At 45.5% G+C, this 17,157-nt stretch carries 19 protein-coding genes; 6 read left to right on the top strand and 13 right to left on the bottom strand.

The window, feature by feature from the left end; genetic code table 11:
• Positions 1-113 precede the first annotated feature (113 nt).
• On the bottom strand, positions 114-941 hold the full coding sequence (gene nadE / locus ACQEXP_RS05690; protein ID WP_426968728.1) for an ammonia-dependent NAD(+) synthetase: 828 nt from the start codon (positions 939-941) through the stop codon (positions 114-116).
• A gap of 186 nt (positions 942-1,127) precedes the next feature.
• Between nadE and ACQEXP_RS05685 the strand changes: the two genes are divergently transcribed.
• Together ACQEXP_RS05685 and ACQEXP_RS05680 are read left to right on the top strand one after the other, a co-directional pair.
• Positions 1,128-1,640: a nicotinate-nicotinamide nucleotide adenylyltransferase gene (locus ACQEXP_RS05685; RefSeq protein ID WP_426968726.1), complete on the top strand. Its 513-nt coding sequence runs from the start codon at positions 1,128-1,130 to the stop codon at positions 1,638-1,640.
• 32 nt (positions 1,641-1,672) lie between these two features.
• Complete coding sequence (locus ACQEXP_RS05680; RefSeq protein ID WP_269375065.1) at positions 1,673-2,149, top strand: hypothetical protein; 477 nt, start codon at positions 1,673-1,675, stop codon at positions 2,147-2,149.
• Between the two features lie 28 nt (positions 2,150-2,177).
• On the opposite strand, the gene ACQEXP_RS05675 is transcribed toward ACQEXP_RS05680, so the two are convergent.
• Positions 2,178-4,028 (bottom strand): bifunctional diguanylate cyclase/phosphodiesterase, encoded by a 1,851-nt coding sequence (locus tag ACQEXP_RS05675; RefSeq protein ID WP_426968724.1) that lies wholly within the window; start codon positions 4,026-4,028, stop codon positions 2,178-2,180.
• Positions 4,029-4,155: 127 nt separating this feature from the next.
• A complete protein-coding gene (locus ACQEXP_RS05670; RefSeq protein ID WP_426968722.1) occupies positions 4,156-5,037 on the bottom strand; it encodes a LysR family transcriptional regulator in 882 nt (293 codons plus the stop codon).
• Between the two features lie 112 nt (positions 5,038-5,149).
• On the opposite strand from ACQEXP_RS05670, the gene ACQEXP_RS05665 reads away from it, so the two are divergent.
• From ACQEXP_RS05665 to ACQEXP_RS05655, 3 genes are all read left to right on the top strand, one after another.
• Positions 5,150-6,328 carry a multidrug effflux MFS transporter gene (locus tag ACQEXP_RS05665; protein WP_269375062.1) on the top strand — a complete coding sequence of 393 codons (1,179 nt, stop codon included), beginning with the start codon at positions 5,150-5,152 and terminating at the stop codon, positions 6,326-6,328.
• 51 nt (positions 6,329-6,379) lie between these two features.
• Positions 6,380-6,730, top strand: coding sequence for a hypothetical protein (locus ACQEXP_RS05660; RefSeq protein ID WP_269375061.1), 351 nt, complete (start codon positions 6,380-6,382; stop codon positions 6,728-6,730).
• 81 nt (positions 6,731-6,811) lie between these two features.
• Positions 6,812-6,946 (top strand): hypothetical protein, encoded by a 135-nt coding sequence (locus ACQEXP_RS05655; RefSeq protein ID WP_269375060.1) that lies wholly within the window; start codon positions 6,812-6,814, stop codon positions 6,944-6,946.
• 116 nt (positions 6,947-7,062) lie between these two features.
• Here ACQEXP_RS05655 and ACQEXP_RS05650 read toward each other — a convergent pair whose 3' ends face one another.
• The 7 genes from ACQEXP_RS05650 to norR form a co-directional block, all read right to left on the bottom strand.
• Positions 7,063-7,662: a glutaredoxin domain-containing protein gene (locus ACQEXP_RS05650; RefSeq protein WP_426968720.1), complete on the bottom strand. Its 600-nt coding sequence runs from the start codon at positions 7,660-7,662 to the stop codon at positions 7,063-7,065.
• Between the two features lie 58 nt (positions 7,663-7,720).
• Positions 7,721-8,605: a DMT family transporter gene (locus ACQEXP_RS05645; RefSeq protein WP_269375444.1), complete on the bottom strand. Its 885-nt coding sequence runs from the start codon at positions 8,603-8,605 to the stop codon at positions 7,721-7,723.
• A gap of 117 nt (positions 8,606-8,722) precedes the next feature.
• On the bottom strand, positions 8,723-9,634 hold the full coding sequence (locus ACQEXP_RS05640) for a DMT family transporter (protein WP_426968718.1): 912 nt from the start codon (positions 9,632-9,634) through the stop codon (positions 8,723-8,725).
• A 203-nt stretch (positions 9,635-9,837) separates the two neighbouring features.
• The gene (locus ACQEXP_RS05635) at positions 9,838-11,175 is read right to left on the bottom strand and encodes an MATE family efflux transporter (RefSeq protein WP_426968716.1); all 1,338 of its coding nucleotides are present in this window, start codon (positions 11,173-11,175) and stop codon (positions 9,838-9,840) included.
• A 148-nt stretch (positions 11,176-11,323) separates the two neighbouring features.
• Positions 11,324-11,947 carry an HAD family hydrolase gene (locus tag ACQEXP_RS05630; RefSeq protein ID WP_426968714.1) on the bottom strand — a complete coding sequence of 208 codons (624 nt, stop codon included), beginning with the start codon at positions 11,945-11,947 and terminating at the stop codon, positions 11,324-11,326.
• 14 nt (positions 11,948-11,961) lie between these two features.
• A complete protein-coding gene (locus ACQEXP_RS05625) occupies positions 11,962-12,321 on the bottom strand; it encodes a glutaredoxin family protein (RefSeq protein WP_269375055.1) in 360 nt (119 codons plus the stop codon).
• Positions 12,322-12,412: 91 nt separating this feature from the next.
• On the bottom strand, positions 12,413-14,002 hold the full coding sequence (gene norR / locus ACQEXP_RS05620; protein ID WP_426968712.1) for a nitric oxide reductase transcriptional regulator NorR: 1,590 nt from the start codon (positions 14,000-14,002) through the stop codon (positions 12,413-12,415).
• 229 nt (positions 14,003-14,231) lie between these two features.
• Between norR and hmpA the strand changes: the two genes are divergently transcribed.
• Positions 14,232-15,407 (top strand): NO-inducible flavohemoprotein, encoded by a 1,176-nt coding sequence (gene hmpA, locus ACQEXP_RS05615; RefSeq protein ID WP_426968710.1) that lies wholly within the window; start codon positions 14,232-14,234, stop codon positions 15,405-15,407.
• 29 nt (positions 15,408-15,436) lie between these two features.
• Here the strand turns inward: hmpA and ACQEXP_RS05610 are convergent, their stop codons facing one another.
• From ACQEXP_RS05610 to ACQEXP_RS05600, 3 genes are all read right to left on the bottom strand, one after another.
• A complete protein-coding gene (locus ACQEXP_RS05610) occupies positions 15,437-15,988 on the bottom strand; it encodes a hypothetical protein (protein WP_426968708.1) in 552 nt (183 codons plus the stop codon).
• Positions 15,981-16,520 (bottom strand): YaeQ family protein, encoded by a 540-nt coding sequence (locus ACQEXP_RS05605; protein ID WP_269375051.1) that lies wholly within the window; start codon positions 16,518-16,520, stop codon positions 15,981-15,983. Before ACQEXP_RS05605 ends, ACQEXP_RS05610 begins: the two co-directional genes overlap by 8 nt.
• Before the next feature lie 131 nt (positions 16,521-16,651).
• On the bottom strand, positions 16,652-17,137 hold the full coding sequence (locus ACQEXP_RS05600; protein WP_426968706.1) for a PaaI family thioesterase: 486 nt from the start codon (positions 17,135-17,137) through the stop codon (positions 16,652-16,654).
• Between the last annotated feature and the right edge of the window lie 20 nt (positions 17,138-17,157).

The raw sequence follows: 17,157 nt of genomic DNA, 5'->3' as shown, positions 1-17,157 counted from the left end.
TTAGAGTGTGACGGCTTAGGCTAGCGTTGATAGCAACAAATGTTGCTTATCAATGTTGTTTGCGGGCATGAATAACAAAAGCCCCTACCAAGGGATAAGGGCTTAAGTGACGTTTAATCGTAGATAGTTGGGATTGGTTGACGCTTATGCTGAGTTACTGTGTAGATATGTACGAGACGCTCAGTCACCTCTGGAGAGACAGGCTTTCCTTCGAGGAAATCATCGATTTGATCGTAAGTTAGGTTTAAAGCATCTTCGTCAGCTTTTTGAGGCGCAAGTTCTTCCAAGTCTGCCGTTGGAACTTTTTTCACTAGAAGTTCTGGTGCACCTAGCGTCGCAGCGACTTCTCGAACTTGACGTTTGCTTAAGCCGAATAGCGGAGCCATATCACATGCGCCATCGCCAAACTTAGTGTAGAAACCGGTGATGTTTTCTGCTGAGTGATCCGTGCCGATAACCAAGCCACCGACGTAACCTGCGATTTCGTACTGTGCCACCATGCGAGCGCGAGCCTTGACATTCCCTTTCACAAAGTCAATTTTTGCTTTGTCTTGCGGTAGAAGTCCAGTGCCTTCAAGTGCGGTGTGGCTTGCAGCGTGTAATCCGTCAACACCTGATTTGATGTTAACCGAAACAGAATGTGTGGGTTGGATAAACCGGAGAGCTAACTGAGCTTCGTCTTCATCTTTTTGCTCGCCGTAAGGTAAGCGAACGGCGATAAACTGGTAGCCACCGTTTGATTCTTCGTTAAGCTGGTCAACAGCGATCTGAGCGAGGCGACCGCAAGTCGTGGAGTCTACGCCACCACTAATGCCAAGAACGAGGGATTTACAACCCGCATCTTGGAGCATTTTTTTGATAAAGTCTACGCGGCGGTCGATTTCAAAGTGAGGGTCGATTGACGGCAGAACGCGCATTTCATCGCGAATCAACTGTTCCATTATGTTTCCTTCCTGCAAGCAATGTAGTTTAAAATTTTGTGGTAATCCTGATAGCCTTAACAGGTCTATCTCAGCAAGACTTATCTCAACTGAAGTGGACGTGTTAAAGTCACCTTGCTATATCATACCTCAATCAAAGAATTAGAAAACTGTGATCACAGTTTTCGCCACAGAGTGAAGAACAAAATGAGCAAAATTGCAGTATTTGGAAGTGCTTTTAACCCGCCGAGTTTAGGACACAAAAGTGTTATTGAGTCCTTAGGCCACTTTGACAAGGTTTTGCTGTTGCCAAGTATTGCTCATGCTTGGGGAAAACAGATGCTGGATTATTCAGTCAGATGTGAGCTGGTGGATTTATTTATCGAGGATTTGTCGGTCTCTAACGTTGAGCGTTCGACAATCGAAGAAACATTGTATAAACCAGATGCCAGCGTTACGACCTTCGCTGTACTTGAAGCGCTACAAGCTCAGCATCCGGACAGTCAACTGACCTTTGTTATGGGGCCTGATAACCTGTTCAACTTCGCCAAATTTTATAATGCACAAGAGATAGTCGCTCGTTGGTCGATACTGAGTTGCCCAGAAACCGTCCAAGTAAGAAGCACAGATATTCGCCAAGCTCTGAGTGAAAAACGGGATATTTCTAACCTGACGACTGAAAAAGTGTGTCACAGATTAGCCGAAATGGAGTATTATTAAACGGGCTGGTGTGCGATATATAAGAGGTATGAATGTCAAAGCTCGGACTTATAGCGTTGACGTTATTTTCGTCATCTGCATCGGCTGGATGCGAGATCTACTCCTCGACTCAATCAGTCATGTTTGGTAAAACACAGGGGCTTTGTGTCTCTTTGCTCCAAGGTATTGAATATACGACAAAATCGCTTGACTCATTCAATGATCTAACCACTAGTGATAAGCAAGATTACAGTGAATATTGGGCGGATTGGAGTATGAGTGAAGACATTAACCCGATCTTGAGCCGCAGTTTGGCATCTAACTATGTCGGCATCGGAGTATGGGTACCCAGTGAACTGGAGAAACAGTTAGAGTCTATGAATGCCGAAGAGTGGCTAAAAAGTCACGGGTTGTTGCTGAGCTTTGGATTTGGTGACATGAATTCAGGTAAACCAAGAATGAGGCTCGATTATCGCTGGCACGAAAAATACGATGGCGATGTTGTTATGCAAGTCGAGTTACCCTTCTAACACCGACAACACTTCACCGCCACCATTACTAGCCGTTTGATACTTGCTGCGGTTCGCTACGTTCAAAGTTTTTGCTAACAAGTACCTCTGGCGTTTCAGGACGCGAAAAGTAGTATCCCTGAATGAGCGGACATCCCATCGCCGTCAACTTGTCTAACGCTTCTTGATCTTCTACCCCTTCAGCCACGAGCGATACGCCAAGCTGGTTAGCAAGCTGAACGATCAACCAAACAACCCGCTCCGCAGTCTCGTTAGTTAGCATGTTCTTGATGAAGGTCGCGTCAATTTTGATGCAGTCGATAGGATAGCTGTGAATATAGTTAAGGCTCGAATAACCAGTACCGAAATCATCTAATGCGACCTTAAACCCGAGTAAACGAAGCTTATTGAGGATCTCTTTCACTTCTTCCGTCTGTGAGAGCAGCACGGTTTCAGTTAGCTCAATCGTAAAATCTTGTGGCGCAAAATCATACTTACGAATGGTAGTGAGTATGTGCTGAAGATAACGAGTCGAGTTGTTGAGCTCATGCGCTGAACAGTTAATCCCCAACTTGACGTTATGGCCTAATCCCTGCTCCAGCTTTTGTTTTGCTTGGCATGCCAGCTCGACTATTCGCTCGCCAAGTTCCACAATTAACCCTGACTGTTCGGCTGCTTCAATAAATTCAATCGGATATATTGGGCCGAGTGTTTTACTTTGCCAACGAGCCAGAATTTCAAAGTAGTCCCATTTGTTACTGCGCAAATCGACGATCGGTTGAGCGACAACATAGATCTCACTCTGGCTGAGGCATTTTTTCTCCAGTTCCTGACGAAGGGCGTCAATTACTAAAGCGCGGCGATAATATTGAGCGCTCAAATGAGTATCGTAGCACTGAATATGGGTATGACGAGATTGCTTACAGTCTTTCAGAGCCAAGCTTGCATTAAGGATTATCTGATCTGAGCTAATGTTGTGCCCGTTGTTTCTTGCCAGGCCGATACTGACACTGAACTTGATGTTGTGCGCCGGATCTTTGTAGCCTTTCTCTAAATTCTCAATCAGGGCGTAACAGAGTTGGAATGGATCACCGGATAGCGTGATAAAAGCAAATTCATCACCGGAAATACGAAATGCGAGTTGCTTGTCTTTGATGGTTTCTTTGATGGTATTGGCAACAAATTTAATTATCTGGTCACCAATATAGTTACCATACAGGTCATTGATTGATTTGAAGTTATCAATATCAATATAGGCTAGAGTAAAAGGTTCATTTTGTAGCTCATTTAGCCGTTCTAGTTTATCCGACAGAAAGCTACGGTTGAGAAGCCCAGTTAGATTGTCATGGGACACTTCGTAGCTCAGTTGTTCAACCAGTGTATCTGACCGAGCTGACAGCCATTTGGATCTCAAGCTATGAGCGATAAGGTTGCCAAACAGCTTATGGTAATAAATGAGTTCATCACACTGGCTGCTATCTAGCGCGGTTGTGTAGGTAGACAGCAAAACACCCAGTACTTCACCGTTATGCGTCTTGAGCGGTACGGCAATATAAGCCTCAATGCCGTGCTCAATAATGTACTGCTCTTGAGGATTTGCTTCATGGGCGTTGCTTGCACATACGATGGAATCCTGCTCGGTTTTAGTGACTAAGGTACAGGTTGCTCGTGTCAGAGGTGAGGTGTAGTTCTCACGTAGTAACCGCTGATCACTTGAAGAGGCGAGCAAAGTGGGCTTTGAGGTAAATGGGTCTAGCTCGATCACACATGTACAGAATGATGATGAGATACGACTCAGCTCAGACGTTGTTTTGTTGAGCAGATCTATCCCATCTAAACGTAACGTGTCATTGAGAATCTCAACGCTCAGCGGAGCATGTTGATATGTTGTCCTAACCATAACGTAGTAACTCACTCTTATTGTGAACTTTGTCACTTATTTATCGATCGGGGTTACAAATTAAATATGGTATGAGGTGCATATTATTGCAAATGAATAATCCAAATGACGTGCGTTTGGAGCTAACTTACTGACCTTTAGATAATCTTTCTTTCAAATAATCGAGAAACAGTTTAGTTCTTGTGTGCTGATAGTCGAGTTTCGGATAGTAAGCATAGACGGTTGCTTCATCAGCAGTGATGTCTGGAAGAATCCGTTTTAGCGTTCCCAGTCGTAGTTCTTCTTTAATCATCACGTCATTACTAAGTAGTACACCCATGCTATTTTTGGCCGCGTAATATAGCGCTTCAGGGTTAGTGGTCGCAAAATTACCTTTAAGTTGCAGCTTCTTGCCATTGGCCAAGGCGATCTCTTTATGTGGGCGTTCACCCCAAATGAGCATATTGTGATGAGTGAGATCTTGAGCTAATTTGGGTTCACCATGTTTCTTAATGTAGTCAGGAGCCGCATAAAATCCCGCTCTATGCTCAAAGAGTGCGGTGGCTTTAAAACTCAGTGAGTTGAGTTGCTCTATCTCTCGACTGATAAACAGATCCAAGCTTAGTTCAGGCAACTGACCTGGGGTCGTCGTGGTCAATTGAATACGAATATCGGGATACATCTGTAAAAAGTCATCCAGATATTGAACGAGAAACTTGGAGCCGACCGCTAGCGTTGCTCCGATTCTCAGTAAACCTGCTGGTGTCTGTGAGACTGAGCGGGTTTCGTCAACAATCGACTGCCAGCCATCAAGTTGCACTTTAGCTCGTTCATAAAACAGAGCTCCGGCTTCGGTTTGGGTAACTGAGCGAGTGGTTCGTTTTAGAAGTTGAACACCGATTCGTTCTTCGAGCCAGTGAATGCGTTTACTGATCGCAGAACTGGTGGTGTTGAGCTTTCTTGCAGCGCCATTAAAACTGCCTTCATCAACGACACGAATATAACTCTGAACACTTTGAATCCAATCCATAATTCTCTCCAATTATTTCCACTTTGGAACCAATCACTTTCCAATTCGCTATATTATCATTTGATAGTGGCCAATTTAAACTGATTTGAACCCACCCAATTCAGGAGATGCCATGAAAAAAACACCGATCTTGCTTGCAATGATGATTATCGCTACCGGCCAAGTCGGGGTGAGTATTTACCTGCCCGCTCTTCCTTCAATTAGCCAGTCGCTTAATGCCACCCAAGCCGATGTTCAACTCTTAGTGACACTTTTTCTACTCGGTTTTGGGGCTTCTCAACTGTTTTACGGACCACTGTCGGATGCCATTGGGCGACGACCTGTTTTTATCATGGGTCAAGGCGTATATCTGATTGGTACTGTGATCTGTCTGACTTTCTCTCATCATCTCCATTTGCTGATATTGGGAAGGTTGTTGCAAGGTTTAGGTGCCGGAAGTGCATCTGTGTTAGGTCGGAGTGTATTAAGAGATAGCTACGAAGGCGCACAGCTGACCAAAGCGTTGTCATATATTTCCATTACGGCTTCTATTATGCCTATTGTTGCGCCAGTCTTGGGTGGTTGGATCGCATTCTATCTAGGCTGGGAATCTGTGTTTGTCTTTGTTCTACTGTACCTTATTGCTATCTTCACGCTGGGCTATTTTGTGTTACCGGAAACCATGACCTATGGCAAAACGAGATTTAACCTTGTTTCTGTAGCGGCAAACTATGCGCGTCTGATTACCAATAGACAAGTGCTGACAAGCGCGAGTTACAACTGGATCAGTTATCTTGCCAGCCTAGTTTCGTTATCGGTGATGCCATTTATTTTGCAGCATCAACTTGGCCTAACCGCTGGTGAGTATGGCTCAGTAATGATATTGCCATCTGCCGGACTGATGATGGGTAGCATTGGCTTAAATATTCTTAATAGATACCTCTCTACGGGTCAATTGCTAACACTCGCAATATCCGTGATGACAATCGCTGGTATCTGGTTGTTAGTTTCGCAAGTGACACTGTTTAACCTCATTGGAGCGTTTACCTTGCTGACAATTGCACAAGGGATTTCATTTCCACTGTCGATTAGCATGTTATTAGCACCACACAAACGTCAAGCTGGGGCTGTGTCGGCGTTATCTGGTTCGATCCAAATGTGCATGGCGGGATTGTTTGGTGGCTTTCTGGTGGAGCATTGGGTACAGAGTCAAACCTCTATGGGGGTGTTCTATTTACTCTCTGCGGTGGCAATGGGAGCGGTGTTGATCGCGTCGAGAAAAGTGCCTTTAGTTCAGCAAGAGTTTGCTTGATAGATACTTGGGTATACAATGCCGGCAAACTCCTATCCAGAGAAGATGATCATGGAACACAAAGAATTTGAAGTATTGGTAAAAGCACTGTGCGAAAAAGAGACGCTACCGCAAGCATTAGAAATGCTAAAAGCTTGTGATGATAGTGAAGTCGCAGAAGCGGCGGAATCATTGACAGGTCAGTTTGCTCTAGCTGAGGTGGAAGGTGCTAAGCGAATTTACCATGTGACAGTGCAAACCAACGAGCAGGGTGAAGAACAAGAGTTTGTTGAGCATGTGATGGATGAAGGTGATGATGTTATCCGTTTTGTTGCGTGGTTCTTTGACATTATGTTTGATGTGAAGCGTAAAGACACGTACCTAATGGCGGGTAAAACATACCAACAGCCAAAGCGTTCTTAACTTAGCTCTTAATGTGATATAGATCTTGTTTTTATTTTATTTGTGATTAAAATCACGCTCCTTATTACTGAGGAGAGACTCATGAATCACGAATTAGGCAACGCATATCTAGGTCAGATGATCGCAAAGCAAGCTATGCACGATGCACTTTATGGCAAGCCTAAAGCGAAGAAAACGTCGTTCATCAAACGCATGATGAAAAAGATGGCCAAATAATCGCTGACGTGAAATGGATTTTACAGTGGGTGAGGGGAGCGTGAGTTTTCTTCTCACTGGCTAACTAACACAAAGCCCTACCTGAATAGGTAGGGCTTTGTTGTAGATAACGAAGATTATAAGGCGATGACGTTGTCAGGTACGGTATGGAGCCCTTTTTCTTCTAACCACGCTCCTAAGTTGTCTGATCCACCGATGTAGTTGCCGTCAAGCCAGATTTGAGGCACGGTAACCGGCGTTTTCTCACCGATAATCGCTTTGACTTCGGGGATCATTCGATAGAGTGCCGCGCTGTCTTTTACGACGTCGAAATAGTGGTAATCGATCCCTGCGTCATCAAGCATTTTCTTAGCTTTCACGCAGTAAGGACAGGTTGCTTTGCCATAAACGATATTGCCTTTAAGGGTATCGCGCTTAGTCCATTCCTGAATCACGGATTGAATCAAAACGCCTCGATTCAGAGCTTCGCCTTGACTGACTACCTTGCCTTCCACCATTAAAATGGGTGCGTGCCATGCCCCAACTTTGAGTGGTTCCCACCAGTGCGATAACCAATCTTTAATCTCAAGTTTAACTGGCACTCCCGCCAACTCGTTTTCAAACGTGTCAGTGAGAATATCTTTCGTTAAGGTGCATTCGCCACAGGGGATGTTGACCTTAAATGGTCCCCAGCTACCCGCCCAGCGATAGAGTGTCAATTTGATGGGTTCTGTCATAAAGGTGTCTCTCATTAATTCCTATGACTGATAAGAACGGTCAAGTTCGACATTTCTTTCAGCGAGCTGATTTTTTGGTTTCCCAACGAGTAATAAACGCGACCGACGCAATGATAATCGCAGCACCAAGCCAAAGTCTGCCTGGTGGCACCCAACTAAACACTAGCCATCCCGCCAATACGTTGAGCGGCAATTTTGCATGATCAAATGGTTGAACAAACGATGCGTCGGCAACCGAATACGCTTTAACAATAGCCCATTGAGCTAGAGCAGTCATTGCACCGGCGGCGATTAAAACCAGCCAGATCGTGCCACCAACGGGCGTTTGCCAGTCTGGAAGCGCGAGCAGAATGTTGAATGGAGTAATGAGGACGAGCAAGTAGACCACCATAGTAGAAGGTGAGTCGTCAGAAGAGAGCTTTTTCACCATAAGTGAGTAGCACGCCCAGAAGAAGGCGGCACCAACAGGCAGCAGCGTTGCCCAACTGAAATCATCGGCCCAAGGCTCGAGTATGATCATGGCACCAACAAAGCCAGTTAAAGTGGCTCCCCATCGAGCAACGCCAACTTTTTCTTTCAAAAATAAGCCGGAACCTACGGTTGCAAAAAGAGGTGAGGTCATCAATAGTGCGATGCCTTGCCAAATAGGTACAGGATAGGCCAGTGCCCACAGCCATAGCTGGATACCAATCACCGACAAAAACACACGGAAGATATGCATCCCAAGATTTTGGGTTCGTAGCGATTGACGAATGCCTAGCGTTTTAAGATAAGGGAGAATAACAACCAAAGCGATGGCGTATTGAATCAACGCAACGGTGGTAGAAGAGAGACCAAAATTAATACTGGCAATCTGAGCTAAGCTGTTGACGATAGCAAACGCTAGGCCTGCTGTTAGCATCCAGCTTGCCCCTTGAATAGGGTGGTGGTTGTGGGTGGTCATGATATAACTATCTGAAAAATTGATAGGCTGAATCATACGACTTTCTAAGCGTAAGATCATCTGCGGATTGCGCATGATGTTGCAAGATCATCGATGTTTCAGCCCGTTTTGATGTCGTTATGATTTCTTGTTTAGCGTATAGACGGAAAACACCACCAGCACCAGACCAATAGCATGCCAAGGGGTAAAGAGTTCGTCGAGAACGACAACCGCGAGGCCTGCGGTAACGGCAGGACCAATATTGCTGGTCAGGCTTAAGCTTGTTGGCGTTAAACGTGCCATGGCCGCGGCAATCAAATAAGACGGTAGCACGGTACAAAATATACCGAGAATAATACCTGTCGTTATGAGCTCTTGTGACCATTGGCTCACTTCGCTACCACTTATCAGCAGGTGGAGAATAATGGCAAGCCCTGCGCAACCCATACCTATGCTGGTAAAGAGAGAACTTCCTAGCTGGGTAATAAGAGGCTTACTCCATACTAGGTAGAAGGCGAATACCAATGCCGAGCTAATCGCAAGCACGCTCCCCAGCACGACAGAGTGACCCGCCGTATTGAAATCATGGACAACAATCACACTGATCCCTGCGTAGCCAATCACAGCAGAAAGAACAACATTACGATGTGGCTTCTGCCCATATAGACACCAGCTAATTAGAACGACAAAAGTAGGGAAAAGAAAGATAAGCAATCGTTCTAATTGCGCAGAAATAAATTCAAGTGACGAGATATCTAGAAAGCTTGCTAGGTAGTAGCCCATCACGCCAATTAACGCGGCTTTGGCTCCGTGTTGTTTTACTTTGATCCGATTTTCAGCACTGCGACATAAGAGCAACAGCGTAACCAGATAGAGAGGAAGAGAGCTGAATGCACGGAGTGTCATGATTGACGTTGCATCGCCTCCATATTGGTAGGCAATTTTGATCAGGATTGGTTTGATAGAAAATAGTATACATCCGGCGAGCGCCAACAGAATTCCGGTCTGCGATAGAGAGTCGGGAACGGTAGTTTGGGTTTCTTCAGTCATGTTGCTCGTATCCTTCGTGAGTGATTTTAGGGCTACGAGAAAGTGGAGTTCTGGCTACGTTTCTCGCAGCCAGACATAGTGATACCTACCGGCTACTGGCATTAGGGAGAAGAAGCCAAAGGTAAGTAAACACGAATTTCATAATCGATCCTAAGTGGTGATTATTTAGACTATCTAGGTTGATTATAGAATGCAAACCTTAATCACTGAGTCACGGTGTGTTGCTCTAACTGATTGAGTACTTTATGGAACATCATCCATGCACAGATGCCAGCGAGAATATTGCCACCAAAGGCTCCCCAGAACAGTCCTTCGATCCCTCCGAGTTGCGCTCCGAGCCACAAACACGGTAGGAAAAAAGCAAATAACCTCAGCGCAGAAATCGTCAACGCGGTGTAAGAACGACCAAGTGCGTTGGAAATGGATACCATCAACATACAGATCCCTAACGGCCCAAGACTAAAGGGAACGATCATTAGGTGGTAATTCAGAATGCTCTCTACTGCGGAGTCGCTGGTCATCAGTTGTGCTAAAAACAGCGATGCGAATAGCGTGATGGCAGCGATAAGCAGTTGGAAACTGATAACAAACTTAGATGCAATAGCAACCAGTTTGCGAATGTCAGCGAGATTGTTGGCTCCCAGCAACTTACCGACCATAGGCGGCATTGACATGGTGAGCGCTAAGACCGAAACGATGGCAAAGAACTCAAAGCGTGAACCTAACGCCCAAGCGGCGACCGCTGCTGTACCATAGCTTGCAAGTAGCTTGGTTGCGAGCATGGATGAGAGGGGAGGAAGCAGTTGACTGATCATCGCAGGCCCCATGATGTGGCCAATTGAGCGGACACTTTTAGCCACATCGAGATCACTCCAGTCGAAGCTCAGCCACTGTTTAGTGGCAACTTTTGGTGCGACGACCACAAGACCGATACCAAATGCCACAATGGTTGCGATAGCCGCACCATCAATACCGAGATCTAACGTAAAGATGAAAATTGGGTCTAGGATCAGGTTGAGCAAACTGGTGACCATCATCATGGTGCCTGGGAGCATGGTGTTTCCGTTGGCTCGGCAAAGACTGTAGAAAAAGTAGAGTACCGCACCCGTCCAAGAGCTTACCAACCAGTAAACCCAATAGCTATCAATGATAGGCAATACACTTTCAGGGGCACTGAGTAATGCTAGGATGGGCTCTCGGAGCAGATAGATCAGCACTGAAAATACGGCGACACCAACACTGCCGATGACGATGACTAATCCACCAAGTTGTTTGGCGTATTTTGGCTGGCTAGCGCCAATTGCTGTGGCGATAACGGCGGTTGTTGCGATACCTAGACCAACTTGAATACCAATAATGACCATTTGCAGTGGAAGTGTAAAACCTTGCGCTGCCAGTGGCAGAATACCGAGCTGACCGATGAACGCACTGTCTACTAGCTGAAAGCTCATAATCGACAGCACGCCGAACAGCATTGGCCAAGTCATTTTAAATAGCTGTTGCCCAAGAGAAGGGGATGAATCAAGAGTTTTTGCAGTCATAGCCAAGCCGTTGTTTTAGGTTTTTATAACGAATCTAAAGAGAAACCGAGGCGATAGACCTCGGTTTGATTTGTTGTCTTTAATACATCGTTACTTACCAGACAAAATTCAAGGGTAAGTGTGATTTATTTCACTTTGTTGTTATCGTTCAATTGCGTGTTGTTTCGTTAGATTCAGACAAGACAGACTGGAGTTCATCAAGATGTTCTACGATCAGTGAAGCGTGTGCGCCAAATGGAGACGTTTTGCCGTGAGTGACGAGACACGAAGGCATATCAGCATTGTAGGCGGCCTGAAGATCGTAGAGATAATCACCCACATAGAGAATTTCATGGCGTTCAAGTTGCCATTCATCGGCTAAAGCGATCAGTGAGTCTGGATTCGGTTTCGGTGGAAAGTGTTCGCGGGTGATCAGTCGAGAGATATTGAGTTGGTTATGCTCGATTTTGATTTGAGCGGCCTGAGCACAATTTCGAGTAATGATAGCGGTATACAGTTGATTACTGTGAATGAACTCGATGAGGGACTGACAGCCAGGCATTGGCTGTGATTGCTGTGCGTCTTCAAGCTCATGTTGCAGGATCAGTGCGTGCGCATCGGCGTAAGCGTTGGCACATTCAAGTTGATCAACATAAGAGAGCAAGTCGGTATCTGAAGGACACCCAATTTGCTCTCTTAACCAGAAGAAATCCATGTCTGAGCTTACCAAGGTATTATCTAAATCAAACACAATGGCTTTGATATGCCGAATGTTCAATGGCTTGCATGACATGGAACCTTCCTTTTTTACGCGAACTCTTTCTCTAAGTAAGCAACGATATCTGATGATTCATACATCCATTGTACGTCACCGTCTTTTTCAATTCTTAGGCAAGGAACTTTCACTTTTCCACCACCTGCTTCTAATTCTGCGCGGTGTGTTTGATCATTCTTTGCATCACGTAATTCAAACTTAACTGATTGACGCTTCATCGCTCGACGTACTTTGACACAAAACGGACAAGCTTCGAATTGGTATAGAGCCAATGATTGAGCTTTCTGATCGACCGCTTGCTGTTGGTCAGCATCACGCTTTATGCCTTTTGGTGAAAAAACAAAGTTGAGCAGTAGGATCACTCGTCCTAAAAACCAGCGGATAAACTTCATAACAATCCTATTTGATGAATATTTTATTATTGGCAGATGACTTTTTCGTTGCGCATTGTAACTGAGATGTAATCAATGTTGAATCTTAAACTCAGCCAATGTTCACTTGATGCTTTTTGGTGACTTCGATACCCAGCCGTTTGGCGAGACGCGTTAAGTTGGCACGATCTGTCTTCAACTGACGTGCGGCTTTTGCCCAATTAAAATCAGCTTGAGTCAAGGCTGTGATAATCATGTGACGCTGATATTCTTCCGTTGACTCTCTAAGACCACGTGATAGCTCGAACTCTGGCGCTAGACGAGCCTCATTGATCGGAGTAAAGGCATTGCTCTCTTGCGTTGATTGCAGTTGGCCAATGTCTTCAACTGAAACGGTAATGAGTTTACCTCCTTGACCGCGAGCTCTCGCTTTTAGTGCGGCTCGGTTAATGACATGCTCCAATTCGCGGACATTACCCGGCCAGTTGTAGCGAGATAATAGGAGCTGCGCATCTTTGCCCAACTTAATCTGCACAATCCCCAGTTTGCGCCTAGCCTGCTCAAGGAAGTAACCAGCGAGCAGTACGATATCACCGTTACGTTCACGAAGGGCGGGAACCGTGATTGGGTAGACACTGAGTCGGTGGTAGAGATCAGAACGGAAGTGGCCTTCAGAGACTTCTTCTTTTAGATCCCGGTTGGTCGCGGCGAGCACACGCACATCAATGTTCTCGACTTTGTCTTGTCCTACGGGCTGAATCTCATTATTTTGCAGAGCTCGAAGGATCTTGCTTTGCGCTGCAAGGGGAAGCTCACCAATCTCATCGAGAAATAGCGTGCCGCCATCCGCTAACGCAAATTTACCCAAACGTGATTTATCTGCGCCCGTAAAGGCGCCTTTCACGTGACCGAAGAGTTCGCTCTCGACCAGATTCTCAGGAATCGCAGCGCAGTTGACATAAACCAGAGGTTGTTTTCTACGTGGCGACAAGTGGTGCAAACTGCGTGCAACCAGCTCTTTACCGACCCCCGTTTCCCCGTGGATCAGAATATTAAAGTTGGAAGGAGCGACCACCTCAATATCAGCCTTGAGGGCTTGCATTGCCTGACTGTCACCAATGATTTCTCCACCATCACGTTCCCATGCTTCTTCGTTCAGTTCCTCAAATCTTTGTTGAGTCTGTTTTGCTTGTTGCTCTAGTTGGCTTACGGTGAGAGCGACCTTGAGTGTTGAAGCTGCGATAGCGGAGAGCGCATCGAGACTGCGTTTAGGAAACTGCTCGAAGACCCCTGGTGTTAGACTATCAAGTGTAAGGACACCGAGGAGCTTGTCTGCATAGATAAGTGGTAGCCCCATACACGAGTGCATGGGTAAATCCCCCTCATAGTCGAGTAGCAAGTTATCAAAGGGATCGGGAAGATCGCTATTCGCATCAAACCTAACTGCGGTTTTCGACTCACAAATCAGGGCAAAACGAGGATGTTCGTCTATCTTAAAACGACGCCCTAGCGTGTCACGGGTCAATCCTTGCATCGCCAACGGGATAAGGGTATCTCCCTGTAATGAGAGCAGAGCGACACAGTCGCATTGGATGGCTTTACGAATTGCGTCGAGTAGATTGTTGAATCGATCTTGGTCGTTATCACCGCGAGCGAGACCAATGGTCATGTCGATAAGGGTAGAAACAGAGATATCTTGCATAATAGCTATAGGTAGAAACGGTTGAGCATCACATGATGTTGAATTAACCATATTGGTCGAGTTATTACAATATTAATGTGTCAAATTGACATTTTATAGGTGTGTTTATTTGACATGATATTGACGGCTAAAACGTGCTAAACCAAGAGTTTAGATACATTCTTGAAGTTGGCACTCTTCCTGCTATATCGGCTACGAACAAAATTAAAATAATGAGGAGAAAACTCGAATGCTCAACAATCAGCACATTGAAGTCGTAAAAAGTACAATTCCACTACTGGAATCAGCAGGTCCTGCATTGACCCAACATTTCTATCAAAGAATGTTTACTCACAACCCAGAACTGAAAGACATCTTCAATATGACCCACCAAAAAACCGGTCGTCAGGGCGTCGCCCTATTTGAAGCTGTAGCGGCGTACGCAAAGAATATTGATAATCTGCAAGTACTGACTTCCGCTGTCGAGCGCATTGCTCACAAACACACAAGTTTTAACATTCAAGCTGAACACTACCAAATTGTTGGCCATCACTTAATCGAAACACTACGCGAGCTGGCTAGTGATGCGTTTACCCCTGAAGTTGAAGAAGCCTGGACAGCGGCGTACCTGTTTTTAGCTCAGGTCTTTATCGATCGTGAAGGCGAACTTTATCTGCAACGTAAGCAGGCAGTTGGTGGGTGGGCTAACTCACGCAACTTCGTGGTTAAATCTAAGCAGCCAGAATCACAGTTTGTGACCAGTTTTGTCTTAGTACCGCAGGATGGTGGGGATGTTCTAACCTACCAACCTGGCCAATATGTGGGTATTGAATTAAAGCCTACAGAGGGCGAATACAACGAGATTCGCCAGTATTCACTGTCGCAAAAACCGAACGGCGTGGACTACCGTATTTCTGTTAAAAGAGAAGTGGGTGAGCATAAAGGTTTGGTATCTAACTACCTACATGATGAAGTACATGAAGGGGATGTGGTTCGCCTTTACCCACCAGCAGGTGATTTCTTCTACCAAGAGAAACAGCAACCAGTGGTGCTGATTTCCGCGGGTGTTGGTGCCACACCAATTCAGTCTATGATGCAGACATTAGCTGCGCAGAATAAGCAAGATGTCAGCGTGCTCTACGCGTGCAACACTGAGCAGCAGCATACTTTCAAGGCGGATACGGAACGAGCTGTAAAAGACAACAATTGGAAGTCATTCACTTGGTATCTTGAAGAGGCTAATGCCGAGTTTCAAGGGGAGCTCAACGTAAGCCTGATTGCCGATCAATTGCCTTTAGACAGTGCCGATTTTTATCTTTGTGGCCCTGTCGGTTTTATGGAATCGGTGGTGCGTCAACTAGAGTCTCTTGGTGTAGACCGAGATCGAATCCACTATGAGGTATTTGGCCCTCATACTTACCTATAAAAATAATGGCCCTCAATGAGGGCCATTATTTATAAAGTCGAGTTGCCGAAGATACGACGCAGCCAATCTATCAGACCTGATTTGGCTTGAGTGTTTTCACCGGCGCGTTGCTTGCCGAGGTAGTAGCTTTCGAGAAACTGAGTTCGCAGATATTGAGGGTCTTGCTTGTTGAGCGTCGCGATCAAGTGAGCCGTATTGTCAGCATGATCATTGGCCAAACTAAAATCCATCTTCAAATAGCCTTGAAGATAGAGCCACAGATGGGTAACGAGAATAAGTTGCTTGATGCCTTGCTGCTCAAATTTATCCGCGTGTTCCTGTCCGAGATTTGATACCAATACATCCTGCATTGCCTGAATCGATGCAATTTGTGATTCGAGGGCTGAACTCTCTTCCATATGTGCTTTCGTGAGCACACCCAGCAGCCCATGTGTGGCGGGCTTATCTGGATTGCGTCTCCTTGCTTTAGCAAACAGTGACGCATGGCGGCTGCAAAACTGCTCCCACGCTGAACAAGGTAGAGTAACGGCTGGGATAGAATCGGCGTCAATGGCTCTAAGCGACTGCTCAAGTTCAGTCATTTGACTGCAAGCTCTTCAATGAGATTTCAAATGAACCTTTGTCACAATCAACAAACAGGCTTTCACCAGTAATCATGACGGACAGATCCATACTGCGTTCAACAATTTCTGATAATGCTTCAATACCATCCCAATCAAATTGATAGATATTGGCGTCGTATTGATGTGCCTTGTTCTTGGTTTGTTCCCACCAAACATTAGATTTGCTGTTGAATGAAAACACGTCAACGTGAGTGGCTAAGCGACACGCCTTTTTGATTCTGTCTAGCGAAGGCTCTCCAATATCAACCCAAAGCTGGATTTGGTCGTCTAAGGATTTGACCCACAGGTCTGGCTCTTCAGTGGTCGACAAGCCTTTGGTCAACGCTAAATCTGGCTGCCATTTTACACAGAAGGCCAGAATTCGCGCCATCATTCTCGGAACGGTTTCTGACGGATGCTGAGCAACGGTAAGTTGCGTCGAGTCATACAGGTCACGGTTGGTATCTGAAAGTGAAATACGGAATTTGTAGATAGTCGGTTTAAGAGCCATGTATTTTCAAGGGTTCCAAATGATTGAAGTGTACTATAGGTGTACCGTTGAGGCTTTGCTTATAGTAAAAACGTTAATGGAATTCACTATACAGCACTCCCCGAGAAAACGGGAGCATAACCGATTGTTTATTAACTCAATTGCAGAGGTAGAATTCGGGACTCATTCACATGGCATGAGTACAGGTTCGTCTTATCCGAAGTCGCTGTTTCACTGGCGCATCTTATAAATTTTGCCTCCGCTTTCGAGTGGCACTGATCATCCACGTAAATAGTGCTTTCTAACAGATACAATCCACGTCGATGTTTTGTGCATATCGCTTCAACTCGAAGTAATGTGTTGAGAGGAATGGGGTGTATAAAGCGCACATCAAGTTGTGCGGTCATAGCATAGACATGCTGAGAGAATAAGCAGTGAGTCATGGCGGTATCATGTAAAGCGCTAATAGCACCGCCTTGCATTACCCCTTGGTAGCCTTGCACGGCTTCTGTTGCTACAATTTCGCCCTGTACTCCACCGTTTTGCATCGCTGCAAAGTGAATCTTGGTATGGTGGTTAAAAAAAGGCTGGCAACATATAGCGCACTGTTGATGATTTTTGGGTTTGTGAATAGTCATAAAATACCGCAAAGTTAGAG

The organism is Vibrio sp. TRT 1302, from assembly GCF_050113875.1.
In the GTDB taxonomy this organism is placed as follows: Bacteria; Pseudomonadota; Gammaproteobacteria; order Enterobacterales; family Vibrionaceae; genus Vibrio.
Note: the sequence above shows the minus strand (reverse complement) of the source record. Positions and strands in the feature narration are given on the sequence as shown.